At 70.4% G+C, this 12,513-nt stretch carries 12 protein-coding genes and 1 pseudogene; 7 read left to right on the forward strand and 6 right to left on the reverse strand.

The window, feature by feature from the left end; translation table 11 throughout:
• Positions 1-162 precede the first annotated feature (162 nt).
• Positions 163-1,050, reverse strand: a complete 888-nt coding sequence (locus tag ACZ5VC_RS26775; RefSeq protein WP_469122550.1) for a hypothetical protein — start codon at positions 1,048-1,050, stop codon at positions 163-165.
• Positions 1,051-1,596: 546 nt separating this feature from the next.
• On the opposite strand from ACZ5VC_RS26775, the gene ACZ5VC_RS26780 reads away from it, so the two are divergent.
• The 4 genes and pseudogenes from ACZ5VC_RS26780 to ACZ5VC_RS26795 all read left to right on the forward strand — a co-directional run.
• Positions 1,597-2,877: a PucR family transcriptional regulator gene (locus ACZ5VC_RS26780; RefSeq protein ID WP_469122551.1), complete on the forward strand. Its 1,281-nt coding sequence runs from the start codon at positions 1,597-1,599 to the stop codon at positions 2,875-2,877.
• Positions 2,878-3,023: 146 nt separating this feature from the next.
• Positions 3,024-3,308, forward strand: a complete 285-nt coding sequence (locus ACZ5VC_RS26785; protein WP_469122552.1) for a hypothetical protein — start codon at positions 3,024-3,026, stop codon at positions 3,306-3,308.
• On the forward strand, positions 3,308-4,906 hold the full coding sequence (locus ACZ5VC_RS26790) for a sodium/solute symporter (protein ID WP_469122553.1): 1,599 nt from the start codon (positions 3,308-3,310) through the stop codon (positions 4,904-4,906). The genes ACZ5VC_RS26785 and ACZ5VC_RS26790 overlap by 1 nt, the downstream gene beginning before the upstream one ends.
• 118 nt (positions 4,907-5,024) lie before the next feature.
• Positions 5,025-5,265: pseudogene (locus tag ACZ5VC_RS26795) on the forward strand (transposase); the annotation flags it as partial.
• Positions 5,266-5,347: 82 nt separating this feature from the next.
• Here the strand turns inward: ACZ5VC_RS26795 and ACZ5VC_RS26800 are convergent.
• Complete coding sequence (locus ACZ5VC_RS26800) at positions 5,348-5,740, reverse strand: MmcQ/YjbR family DNA-binding protein (RefSeq protein ID WP_469122554.1); 393 nt, start codon at positions 5,738-5,740, stop codon at positions 5,348-5,350.
• A gap of 236 nt (positions 5,741-5,976) precedes the next feature.
• Here ACZ5VC_RS26800 and ACZ5VC_RS26805 point away from each other — a divergent pair, with 236 nt between their 5' ends.
• Together ACZ5VC_RS26805 and ACZ5VC_RS26810 are read left to right on the forward strand one after the other, a co-directional pair.
• Positions 5,977-6,510, forward strand: a complete 534-nt coding sequence (locus ACZ5VC_RS26805) for a DUF485 domain-containing protein (protein ID WP_469122555.1) — start codon at positions 5,977-5,979, stop codon at positions 6,508-6,510.
• The gene (locus ACZ5VC_RS26810; protein WP_469122556.1) at positions 6,507-8,123 is read left to right on the forward strand and encodes a sodium/solute symporter; all 1,617 of its coding nucleotides are present in this window, start codon (positions 6,507-6,509) and stop codon (positions 8,121-8,123) included. Before ACZ5VC_RS26805 ends, ACZ5VC_RS26810 begins: the two co-directional genes overlap by 4 nt.
• A gap of 103 nt (positions 8,124-8,226) precedes the next feature.
• Here ACZ5VC_RS26810 and ACZ5VC_RS26815 read toward each other — a convergent pair whose 3' ends face one another.
• Complete coding sequence (locus ACZ5VC_RS26815) at positions 8,227-8,373, reverse strand: hypothetical protein (RefSeq protein ID WP_469122557.1); 147 nt, start codon at positions 8,371-8,373, stop codon at positions 8,227-8,229.
• A 320-nt stretch (positions 8,374-8,693) separates the two neighbouring features.
• Here ACZ5VC_RS26815 and ACZ5VC_RS26820 point away from each other — a divergent pair, with 320 nt between their 5' ends.
• Positions 8,694-8,912 carry a hypothetical protein gene (locus ACZ5VC_RS26820; protein ID WP_469122558.1) on the forward strand — a complete coding sequence of 73 codons (219 nt, stop codon included), beginning with the start codon at positions 8,694-8,696 and terminating at the stop codon, positions 8,910-8,912.
• Between the two features lie 136 nt (positions 8,913-9,048).
• Here ACZ5VC_RS26820 and ACZ5VC_RS26825 read toward each other — a convergent pair whose 3' ends face one another.
• The 3 genes from ACZ5VC_RS26825 to ACZ5VC_RS26835 form a co-directional block, all read right to left on the reverse strand.
• A complete protein-coding gene (locus ACZ5VC_RS26825; RefSeq protein WP_469122559.1) occupies positions 9,049-9,537 on the reverse strand; it encodes a carboxymuconolactone decarboxylase family protein in 489 nt (162 codons plus the stop codon).
• A 345-nt stretch (positions 9,538-9,882) separates the two neighbouring features.
• Positions 9,883-10,272 (reverse strand): PP2C family protein-serine/threonine phosphatase, encoded by a 390-nt coding sequence (locus tag ACZ5VC_RS26830; protein WP_469122560.1) that lies wholly within the window; start codon positions 10,270-10,272, stop codon positions 9,883-9,885.
• A 403-nt stretch (positions 10,273-10,675) separates the two neighbouring features.
• The gene (locus ACZ5VC_RS26835) at positions 10,676-12,193 is read right to left on the reverse strand and encodes a hypothetical protein (RefSeq protein WP_469122561.1); all 1,518 of its coding nucleotides are present in this window, start codon (positions 12,191-12,193) and stop codon (positions 10,676-10,678) included.
• Positions 12,194-12,513: the final 320 nt, after the last annotated feature.

Consider the following 12,513-nt stretch of genomic DNA (forward strand, 5'->3'; position numbering starts at 1 on the left):
CCGTACTCATCGTGTCCCGGGCGGCCGTCCTGCCGTCGTGATCGCCGACTCGATAGCCACTGGCTCAGCACTCCGTCCTGCCGAGCCGGCACTCGGCGGCGGCCCGGATCGAGCCGACGGAGACGCTCCGCCGCTGTTCCGGGCCGCCCGACACGCCATCCGCTAGCTCAGCTTGACCCACTTGTCGGCGCTGACGGAGACGTACCGGCCGAGGTCGGGGTCCGTGGTCGAGGCCCAGCCGAGGACCTTGAGCCGCTCGGACTTGATGAACGGGGTGTCCGTCTCAGGGGTGTGCACCTGGACCGGCGCCTGCCAGGCGAAGGTCTTGCCCGGCACGCAGTCCACCTCGGCCCGGATGAAGCCCTGGACGAACTTCGGCTGCTCCTGGCTCGCCGAGCCGCCGATCGCGACCTTCACCGGCTTGGTGCAGGTGACCGTGCCCTTCACTGTCGCCTTGCCGGCCTTGGACAGCTTGCCGCTGCTGCTGATCGTGATGCCCAGGGCGACCGGCTTCGGCGGGGTGACGTCGTTGGCCGTCAGGTAGCCCCTGAGCACGCCGCGGTCGTCGCAGTCCTGCTCGTAGGAGAGGTTGATGTTCTTGACGGCGGATCCCTCGCCGAAGACGAGCTCGCTGATGGTGAATGCGCCGGTGAGAGTGGCGCACCCGCCGTAGTAGCCGTTGACGAACATGCTCGGCTGATCCAGGACGGTGTCCGGCGTTTCCGGGGTCTTCACCGCGTTCTGGTACGTGCCGACCGCCAGGACCTGCCCGGCGGGTGCGGCCAGGTCCATTGTCCAGGAATCGCCGGGGCGGGTGATGGTGACCCGGAGGGTGCGGTGGTCGGCGGAGGCGGTGACGTCGATCTTGTCGCCCTGGCCCGGCCCGTACCAGCGGGCCTGGTCGTCCCAGCCGTCGCCCTGGTCCCCGGACCAGCTGAACTCGCCCTGCGGCATCTCGGCTGCCCGGGCCGTGCCCACGGTGGCCATCGGAAGCGTGAGAGCTGCGACGGCGAGCACGGCGGCCGCGCGGGCGGCGGCGCGTGCGGGCATGCGGAATTTCACTGTGTGTACCCCCCCGTGAAGAACTGACGATCGAAAGCGATCGGAGCGAGTCTGCCAACAGGGTACGAAGAGGGCAACAGGTACGCGATCCAGGGCAGTTCGCACCACCGCAGTCGCGGTCGGCACCGCCTCCACCGTGTGCTGACGAGGGCGATGGCGATGGCCGGTCGATCTCGGCAGCACGGGCAGCGACGAGGCCGCACAACGTCTTCGGTTCGCTGGTCTCCAAGCAGTGGGTGGCGAGCGCGCGCGTGGCCCTGGCCGGCTTCGGCACGCCGCGCGACGCTGATCTGCCGGCCGCTTACCTTGATCGTCGTCTTCGCCGTCTTACGGGCCCCGCCGGCCGCCGAGATCACGATTCGGTCGAGGCCCCGCCCAAGCGTAAGCGACCGCTTAGCATGGCCGTCCCCGGGAAGGTTGCCGGCATTGCAGCCCGGCGACCGACCCGGTGGTGGAACGTCACCGCACTCCGCGCGGTCAACGGCTGGGCGACGCGCGTGGTGTTCGCGCACGCCCCGTCCGCCTGGAGGCTCCATGCACCACCCTTCCGTCCCCCGCAGCGGCCGCCGCCTGGACCGCGGCGCGGCCGTCGGTGCTCCGGACCCCGCTCCCCCGCAGCTCTTCGACCGCGCCTGCCGCCGTCTCCTCGCGTACGGCACGGAATTCACGGACACGGTCGTGGACGCGATCCGCGCCGAGGTGCCGTACTACGCCGACCCGGTGCTCGCGCCGCCCGACGTACGGCAGACCGTGGGCGCCGGCGTCCGCCACGCGCTGGAGGCCTGTGTGGATCCGGGCAGGATCGTGGACGTCGAGCGGTACACCCGGGAGCTGGGCAAGCGGCGCGCGGAACAGGGCCGCCCGCTCGATGAAGTGCTGCACGCCTTCCGCGTCGCCGGGTCCCGGGTCTGGAGCGGGATCATCGACGTGGTGGAGCGCGACGGACTGGGTGACATGCACCGGCTGGTGCATGTGGCCGAGCTGGTGTGGAAGAGCAACGACCGCGACGCCGTCCTGGTCGCCGACGCCTACCGGCGGGTTGTCGACGGCGTGGCCGGCCGGCACGCCGAACGCGTCCGGCTGGTCCTCGCCGCGTTGCTCGAGACCGGCAAGGACCCCGAGTTCACCCGGAACGCGGCCGGGATCCTCGAGCTGCCGCTGGACGGACGTTTCGCGGTGGCGGTGGTGGCGGCGACACCGCCGTACGGCCGGGTGCCCGAAACGGTCCCGACCCTGCACGGCCTCCGGATCCTGCGGCATGCCCGCGGCCGGCGGGACGTACTGGTCGCCCACCTCGGCGACCGCCCTCTCGACGCGTTCGTCTCCGGGCTGGCCGCCGGGCCCGGGATCCGTGTCGGGATCAGCCCGGTCGTCCAGGGTCTCGGGAGCCTGGCCCGCGCGCATGACATGGCCGGCCTCGCCCTTCGTACCTGCCGGGGAGACGGTGAGGTCGCCCGGCTCGACGCCCGCCTGCCCGACGGGCTCCTGATCTCCCGGCCCGACGTGTCGGCCGAGCTGGCACACCGGGTGCTCCGGCCGCTGTACGACCTGGATCCCGCCGACCGCACCACGCTGTTCGACACCCTCGGAGTCTGGATCGAAAACGGTGGCTCCGCCGTCCGGACCGCCCGGCACATGCTCTGTCATCGCAACACCGTGCTCAATCGCCTGCGCCGCTTCGAGCAGTTGACCGGCCTCACGCTGACCCATCCCCGCGACCTGGTGCACCTGACCCTCGCGCTCGACGCCCACCGCCTGCTCGGGCCGGCCGCGGCACTCGGCACCACCGGCGAACGCTCCCTCCCGGCCGACTGAGTGTGCATCAGCACAGCCGCACCCCTCCCAGGTTGGGAGTGGACAACGGCGTCTGCGCACCCCATGGACGGGCCCGGGTCGAGGTGCTCTGGTGAGCCTCGTTCAGAGGCGATCCGCCCCGCACCCATGCCCGCCAGGAGACCGCTATGGCCCACCCGCACGCCGCTCGGCCGCACCCTCACCCCCGGCGTCCCCCCGCGCCCCACCGCCGCCCCGGCATGTCCTTCGCCCTGATCAACGGCTCGGCCTTCGCCGTCCACCTGCTGCTCGCCTGCTCCGCCACCGACCTCATGGCCACCCCCCTCCTGGGTGGGACCACGCTCGGCCTGCCGACCCTCCTGCTCCAGGGCTTCCTGCTGGTGTGGACGGCGGCGCGATACGACCGCAGTGCGTACGTCGCGCGGGAGCACGGGGAGCACGGGGAGTACTGATGAGACCGGAGATTTCACTCGCCGCACCGGGCGCCCTCGACACCGACACACGCGCCCTGATCATCGGGTGTTTCGTGACGTTCGTCGTCCCCATCCTGTTCATCTGTGTCCTGAGCGGCCCCGCGAGGGACCGGGTCGACGACTTCTACGCGGCGGGGCGCACGCTGCGACCCCTGCGGGGAGCCCTCGTACTGTCCGGGGTCTACCTGTCCACGGCCACGGTTCTCGGCACCACGGGCAGCGTCGCCGTCTTCGGCTACGACGGCCTGTTCATCGCCCTGTGCACCGTGCTCTCCCTCGGCGTGCTCCTGCTGCTCGCCCTTCCCCTGCGCGAGCGCACCGGCTACACCCTGGGCGACACGTTCGCCCTGCGGACTCCGGGGCGCGTGGTGAGGATCGCGGTGGCAGTCGTGACCCTGTGCACATGCGTTCCCTATCTGGTCGTCCAGCTCTCCGGTGCGGGCGTGACCATCGCGGCGCTGCTGGGACTCTCCGGTCCCGGCGTCGAACAGACGGCGATCGTCATGATCGGCGCACTGGTCCTGTGTGCCACGGTGTTCGGCGGCATGCGCGGCACGATCGTGATCCAGGTGATCAAGACGGTGGTGCTGCTCTGCGCGGCCCTGGCCGTGACCGCCGTGCTGTTGCACCGCTTTCACTGGAGCACCGACGCGCTGCTCGACGCCGCCGCGCGTGGCAGTGGCCGGCCCGCCGACTATCTGCGCCCCGGCCTCCGGTTCGCCGGCAGCGCCCAACCCGAAGGCACGCTCGACTTCATCGGGCTGATGATCACCATCGTGCTCGGAGCGGCGTGTCTGCCGCACGTCGTCATGCTCCTCGGCACGGCTCCCGACGCCGCCACCGCGCGCCGCACGGTGCGCCACACCCTCACCGTCGTCGGCGCCTTCTGCTTCACCACGGCTCTCATGGGCTTCGCGGCGGCCGCACTGGTCGGCGCTCCGGCCATCATGGCCGCGGATCCCGGAGGCAACAGCGCCCTGTTGATGCTCACGGGCGAGCTGGCGGGCGGTTCGTCCACCCACACGAACGGGGCTCTTCTCGTCGTCCTCGTCGCCTCCGCGGCGTTCCTCACCACGCTGGCCGTCGTGGCGAGCGTCACCCTGGCCGCCGCGGGAGCCGTCGCCCACGACCTGTACACCCACGTACTGCGCCGCGGGCGCACGACCGAGGGCCGGGAAGTGGCCGCCGCGCGCCTGGCGTCCGCCGGCGTGGGCCTGTTGAGCATCGCACTGGCGGTCTGGGTCCAGGGATGGAACGTCCTGTTCCTGACGGCTCTCTCCCTCGCGGTGGCGGCCTCCTGCCTGCTTCCCGCACTGGTGTACTCGCTCTTCTGGAAGGGCTACACCCGAACCGGGCTCCTGTGGACCTTGTACGGAGGTCTGTGCTGCGCGGTCGGCCTGCAGCTTTCGGGCCCGGTCTTCTCCGGAAACCCTTTGGCCCTGTTCCCGGACTGGCACGTGGACTGGTTCCCGCTCCAGACGGTCGTCCTCGTCTCGATACCGGCCGCCTTCCTGCTCGGCTGGCTGGGCAGCGTCATGGGGAAGCGACCGGTGCCCCGGGCGGCGCTCACCGAGTAAGCCCTCGAACGGGGCAAGCAGCTCGGCCCGCCCGGCGTGGCCCTGGCCGGCCGCTCGGCCGGCGGAGGTCTCCGGTGGCGCGCGGCTCGGCTAGGACAGCAACAGGCGTTGCGGTCGGTGGCGGGATCACCGTCAGGTCATCGACGGGATTCTGCACCGGGTACGGACCGGGGTTCAGTGGCGTGACCTGCCCGATGTCTACGAACGGCACCGGCTGTGGCCAGCTGATGGATCGTGGGAGCTTCTGCTCCAGCAGGTCCAGGCCACGGCGGACGCGGTGGGTGAGATCGATTGGGATGTCTCCATCGACTCCACCATTGTGCGGGCGCATCAGCATGCGGCGGGTGCCCGTTCCGATCCGCCGCCGGCTTCCACGGGCCGAGCACCGCAACCGCCGCATCCCTCACTATCCGGCTACGAACATGATCGACCGGACCGGTCCTAGCCGTTCGCCGCGATCCGTGCGTCGAGTTCCTTGACCTGGCGCTTGAGGGCGACGGTCCGGTAGCTCTCCTCGACCCACTCGCACAGCAACTCCGTCTTCGGGGCTCCCTTCTCCCCGAGCGGTACGGAGACCCAGCCGGCTCTGCCGAGTCCGTACCCGGTGGGCTCGGCACCCGGGGCGGTCATCGCATGTTCGTGCAGCGCCTGGTCCTTCAGCTTGACGGCGATACCGGGGGCCTGGGGCCCGTCCGCGTTGCCGAGAAAGACGAAGATCTTCTTGTTGACCTTCACCACACAGTCCTCGGGACCCCAGGGGAACTCCTCCACGGCGCCCGGCAGCCCGAGAGCGAACTTCCGCACCGCCTCCCACGTGCGCACCGCAGCCTTCATCGACGCCTCCTCGTGTCGTGGGCCCCTCTGGCCGACACGCTAGCCGCAGCGAGCGCGAGCGTCCGGGCAGGGCGGCGGCCACAGACGCGCTCCCACCTGCTCGGAATCTCCACCGAACCCGTCCGTCCAGTCGGTGGAACCCCTCTTACGCCATCGCGCTACCGATGAGTAACCTTCGCGCACCAACCGGCACACCATCCGCCCGCCCGCCCCCCGCGGCGGCAAGGAGCAAGTCGATGTCGTACCACCGCCCCTTCCCGGATCCACCCCCCTCGCGCCGCCCCGGTGACGCGGACGCGTACTTCTGGGACGCGCCCGCGCCGCCTCAGCACCAGGACCAGCGCCAGCACCAGGACCACCACGAGCCGCACCGCCCTCACGGCGACCTCGAAGCGCTCCGGTCCGGCTACCGCAGGCTGCGTCGCGTGGCGACGCTCACCGCGCTGGGGTATTTCATCCTCTTCCTCCTCCTCGCGGCTTTCGCACCCGGGCTGATGACGAGCGAGATCACGGGCGGTCTCAACACGGGCCTGATGCTCGGCCTCTGTCAGCTGCCGGTCGCGCTCGCGGCGATCGCCCTGTACGAGCGCATCGCGCGCCATCGCATCGACCCGCTCACGGCGGTCATTCGGGAGCGCACTCCGCAGCGGGCGGAGGAGACGCGCGGCTGGGGTGCCCGCGGCGGCTCGCGGACGGACGGTCCGGGGTACCCCGTTGGCCAGGACCAGTGGCAGTGGCCCGCCGGCCCCAGGGAAGGGGCCCGGTCATGACCGAGTTCGGCTCCGACGCCCAGACCATGTCGCTGGTGGCGTTCATCGCCGTCATCACGGTCACCCTGCTGGTGTGCGTGATGACCGGCCCCGACCACGGCGACCTGGGCGAGTTCTACACCGGTTACCGCTCGCTGTCGCCCGTACAGAGTGGCCTCGCCATCGCCGGCGACTACATCTCGGCCGGCACTGTGCTCGGCACCATCGGCATCATCGCGCTGCTCGGCTTCGACGGCGTGACGCTCACCCTGAGCACCGTGCTCTCGCTGGTCCTGATGATGTTCCTGCTCGCAGAACCGCTGCGCAACGCCGGTCGGTTCACGATGGGCGACGTCTTCACACGTCGCGCCCCGGGGCCGCTCGTGCGGATCACCGCGGCCATGGTCACGCTGTCCGCGCTGCTTCCCCTGGTGATCTTCCAGCTCGCCGGCGCGGGTGATCTGCTCGCCGTCGTGCTCGGTTTCGACGCCGACGGTTTCAAGACCGGGGCGATCGTGTTCCTCGGTCTGCTGATGATCGCGTACGCGGCCATCGGCGGAATGAAGGGCACGGCGTTCATCCAGATCGTCAAGACCGTCGTTCTGCTCGCCACGGCGACCGCCATCGCGGTGCTGATCCTCAACCGCTTCGACTTCAGCCTGCCGCTCCTGCTGAACGCGGCCAAGGCCGGAAGCGGGGCCGGGGACGCCTATCTCGCCTCCGGGCTGCAGTTCGCGGGCGACGACATCGACATGATCGCCACGCAGCTGACCATCGTGCTGGGCGCGGCGGTGCTGCCGCACATCACGATGCGCATGTTCAGCTCCCGCAGTACGACCGCCGTGCGGCGCTCGCTCTCCTGGGCCGTTTCGACCGTCGTCGTCACCTGCGTGATGCTCGCGGTCATCGGCTTCGGCGCGGCCGCGATCGTCGGCCCCAAGGCGCTCGTCGCCGGAGATCCGCAGGGCAAGACGTCCTTCCTGATGGTGAGCCAGGCCGTCATGGGACCGGATCCGAACGTGCTCGAGACGCTTCTGTTCACGGCGGTGGCCACGGCGGTCTTCCTGACCCTGCTCGCCTCTGTCGCCGGGGTCACCCTCGCCTGCGCCAACACGCTGGCGCACGACCTCATCGCGCACGGGCTGCGCAGGACCGCGCTGAAGCACTCCACCGAGATGGCCGTCGCCCGGGCCTCGACGGCGGGCGTCGGGCTGGTGGCGATCGCCGTCGCGGCCGGCGCCCGGCACCTGAACCTCCAGGCGCTGCTGACCCTGTCCTTCTGCGTCGGCGCCTCCGCCATCGCCCCGGCGCTCGTCTACAGCCTCTTCTGGCGCCGCTACACCCGCACGGGACTGCTCGCCACCCTCATCGTGGGCACCGTCGCCGCGCTCGTCCTGACGACCGGCAGCAACCTGGTGTCCGGGTCACCCCAGTCCATCTTCCCCGACGAGGACTTCAACTGGTTCCCGTTCACGACGAGCGGCATCGTCTCCATCCCGCTCGGCTTCCTGGCCGGCTGGCTCGCCACCGTCCTGTACGACCAGGACGCGGCCGACCAGCGTCAGCGCTACGAGGAGGTGGAGGCGACGATCCTGGCCGGCAGCCCCGCAACGGCGGGCAGCAACGCCTCCTGACCGCTTCCGGCAGGGCGCATGGCGGCCGCGTCGGCTGGCATGCGCCACGAGAGGCGCCCGGCCCGTCAGCGGGCCGGGCGCCCGGTGCTGTTCCGTACGCGTGTCATCGGCGCCCGCGAAGCCGGCCGAGCAGCCTGCGGGCCTGGGCGCGCTTGCGCGGGTCGGCGGCGGCGCGGCGGGCCGACTCGATCGTGCGCTGTCCCTGCGGGCTGCGGGTGAACTGCTTGATACGCGTCATCAAACCGGACATGGGGCTCCTCCTTCGTACTGTGTACGGTCCGCCTACCCCGTGGCCCCACGGGGATGTCCGTGAAAGGCCATCAGGATCGGCGTCCAGGTCGAAGGCGGCCCGCCACACGCCGGCCGGGTGATGAACAGGTGGAGAGCCCTCCTCGTCCTCGTACTCCGCCACACCTGCCCCATCGACGTCGACCTCGGCAGCCACCGTGCGGACCGTGAACCTGTACGTCATACCCCGGTTCCATCAGGGGCCCGGCACAGCTCGCGCTCAGTCCCACCCGGCAAGAAGTGCCGCCGTTACCGCCGAGGTCCCCCGACTGCGGTGTGCCGGTGTCAGTGGAGTTCGTAGGCTCGGCCGAGCGCCGCTACGGTGGCGGCCATGGCCCGGCGGAGTTCGGCCGGTGCGACGACTTCGACCGGCGGCACCTCGCCGAAGTCCGGGCCGATCCTCTGATACGCGACGAAGTCCTGCCCGGCATCCAGCGAGCACAGTCAGCAGAACCCCGGCGGCTCCGGCTGACGCCCACGGGCCGTTCGCTCATCTCCTGACTCCGGGCCGACCCCGACCCCGTGTTCGCCCCGTCCTCGTCCCCTCATGCTGGGCGTATATGAGCACAGACGGCTGAGAGGGCCCCGTCCCCGAGAGAGGACGGGGCCGTGGGGCCCGGTGAACGGACGGATCAGGTCAGTCCCACTGCTGGCTCGCGAGGGAGGTGACCGGCTGCGGCTTGCCGATGACGGCCAGGGCGATGAAGAAGTTGATCTGGCCGATCGCGATGGTGAGGGTGGCCCGCGCCTTCTCGTCGTAGTGCTTCGCCACCTCGGCGTACAGCTCGTCGGAAACCCGCTCCTTGCCGTGCGGCGCGGGCTGCAGCGTGGCCTCCACCAAGGCGAGGGCGGCACGCTCGGCGTCGGTGAAGTACGGGGCGTCCTGCCACGACGACACGGCGGTGATGCGCTCCTCGGTCTCCCCGGCCTTGCGCAGGAAGCCGGTGTTCAGGATCGTCAGGTAGGTGTTGCCGACGATCTGCCCGGCCCGCAGGTGGACCAGGCTCATCGTGGTGCGCGGCACCGAGCGGTTGCCCGTGGCCCTGAACAGAGCCGCGCTGATGTCGTTCAGCTCCGGCACGAACTCGGCCGGGTTCGGCATCCGGGAAATCGAGGTGTTCGTCATGGCTGCACTCCTTCACATCGGCCTGCTTGGCGACTACACACCACTGACCAACCGGGCCGCCAATGTGTGACAGGAATCCGAAAGAGATGGGCGCGCAGGTCGACGTGTCTGCGGGCCCAGAGGTTCCGGCCCTGGTCGTAGGGGCACTGCGCGGGCGAGGCTGCTCCGGTCGTCCATGACTTCCTGACCGCCCGGACGGATCCCGGTGAACTGGTTGGTCACCTTTGGCGCCGTGCCCTCACTCGGCCGGACGCGCTGGGCGACTCGACCGTGCGTCCGGCGGCGAGCGGTCTCACAGGTGGAAGCCCGGCCTCATGGCCCTCCGGGACGCCGCCCTCGTGCCCGTCAGGTCTCCGGGCGGGGGTGAATGGTGAAGACCTGGTCCGGGCCGACCAGAGCGAGGACGCGGTCGTCGTCCAGGCCGTCGCCGAAGCTCTGCAGCAGCCCGGTCAGTGCCGTGTCAGCTTCTGGGGTGCGGCGGGGGCGTGGTCCGCGGCGAAGGAGCGCGGCCTCCTCGCCGTACAGGTCGTTTCGGCCGGAGCTGGTACGGGCCTCGGTCAGGCCGTCGGTGTAGAGCAGGATCATCTCGCCGGGTGCGAGGGTGGTCTCGGCGGTGCCGAGCGGTGCGGTGGGCAGGATGCCGACGAGCAGCCCGCCGGGGGTGGGGAGGAAGTCGACCGTGCCGTCGGCCCGCAGCACGAGGGCCGACGGGTGGCCGCCGGCCGCTAGACGCACGGTGGCCGGCCGGTTTCGGCGTCGGGTTGGAGGATGCCGAAGAGCGACGATCCGCATCTGCCCGGTCGCTCGGCTTCGCGCGGGTCCGGCGTGAGCGCTGCCTCGGCGCATGGACAGCCGGGCCGCTGACCGACCGTACGGAGTGGATCAGCTGACCGGCGGGCGGCAGTAGGGCCGAGGCGTCGGCTCTGACACCGAGTGCCGGGTCAGGTGCGCAGGTGCCCAGGTGCTCAGTTGCTCAGGTGGCAACTGCAGTGCTCGGTCTCACGGGTGAGGCCGGGCACTGCAGTTGTCCCGTCCGGCCGTGTCGCCACTGGTGGAGGAGCCGGCGACGCACGGGCTCACGGCGTCGTCGTGGTGCCAGTGCTGAGTGGCGCCGTCCGCACGGCCGGCAGGGGTGGGCCTACGGCGACGTCGCCACGGTCACCCGCACGGTCGCGGACAGCGCACTGGTGTTGCCCGCCCCGTCGCTCGCGGTCACCCGGTAGGTGTAGGACTGGCCCGCCTTGACCGTGGTGTCGTTCCAGGACGCCTGCGGGCGCTCCCACTCGAGGGAGTTGGCGAAGACGGTGGCGACCGGCGTGGCGGCACCGTTGCGATAGATCTTGTAGGTGAGCTTGCTGTCGTCGGGGTCGTAGCTGGTGCGCCAGCGGACCTGGGCCTCGCCGCGCTTGACGGATGTTGCCGTGACGACCGGCACGGTCGGGGCGCCGACATCGCCGGTGGAGGCGAAGCGGGTCAGGCCCTGCTGCGGCTTGCCGTTGATACGAGTGAACTCACCACCGACCCACATGTACGCGACGTTGTTCTTCACCGCGACGGACATGACACGCGGTCCGATGCCCTCCCCGATGCCGTCGTTCGCGGTGGGGTGCCAGCCGAGCTTGCGTGGGGCGCGGACGTAGCCGCCTATGGGCGCGGGGGCCGTACCGCTGTGCTGGGTGAGCTGGGCCAGCAGGAAGTGCCGCTTGCCGTTGGGGAACTCGCCCTGGAGGGAGCAGTCGTGTGCGTGAGAGGAGATGTAGAGCACGCTCTGGTAGGGCAGGACGGCTTGGGTGGCGCCCAGGCAGCGGTCGCGCCATTTCTCCCTGAAGTCGCTCAGGTTGAGGCCGATGCGGCCGTCGAACGCACCTCCGCCGGTGCCCTCGTGGCCCGTGTAGAAGCCGGTGGCGTCGGTCGCGATGTCCTTGACCACCGAGTTCGACGGGATGTACCCGTTCGGATACGCCTTGGTGAGCGCACCGGTAGTGGCGTTCACGATGGCCAGTGCGTGACTGTTGCTGCCGTTGACCGTGAAGAAGTCACCGCCGAGGAGCACGTTCTTGCCGTCCGGGGTGACCTCGATCGCGCGGCCCGGCTCGTCCGCGTTCGCGCTGAACGGCTTCAACGAGCCGGTGCCGGCGTCGACGGCGGCGAATCGCCGACGTGCCTGACCGTTGACAGTGGAGAAGTCGCCCGCCACGTACAAGGTGCTGTGGGTGACGGCGAGCGCGCGCACGGTGGCCGGGAGGGCGGGACGGAAAGTAGCCTTGGGAGTGCAGGAAGCGATGTCGATGGCGGCCAGGCTCGAGACCGGAGTGCCGTTCACCGCACGGAAGTAGCCGCCGGCGTACAATGTCTTCTTGTCCTTCGAGACGACCAGCGCCCGCACCGTCGCGCTGCCCGTCCCAATGGTGAAGGACAGCTTGCAGGGCTTCGGAGCACCCGTCGCGGCGTCCAGCGCGACGAAGTTCACCGCCTGCTGCTGGGTGCCCGCCGCGCCCTCGGGCGGGCGGACGGCGGAGAACGTACCGCCCGCGAACACGGTTCCGCCCGCTTCGGCCATCGACCACACGATGCCGTTGGGCTGCCACGTCGGCAGCGCGTCCGCGGTGAACGCCACCGGCGGTGTGACAGCCGACGCCTGCGGCGTCAGCGCCAAGCCGGCACCCGCGCCGACGACAGAAAATACTAGGGCAGCACCAAGCCCTCTGAATCTACGCATGAGCCCCTCACGGCAGAGCATCGAGAGTGGCTGCCGGAGCAGCGCGACAGCCACAAATATTGGCGCATAGTATGCCCAGTTGATGCCGGAGGGGGCGCCGGTTCCACCTTCGCATCAGGCCCGACCGGGCAGATCACAAGATCACGTTCACCCAACTGGCTCGTCCCACACGCTGCAAACCGGGTGCCGACCAAAGCGCCAACGGCCGCCGAGTATCACTCACTCACGCGCCGACCAGTGAGCCGGCATCCACCAGC

It is taken from the genome of Streptomyces sp. NPDC033174 (assembly GCF_055577795.1).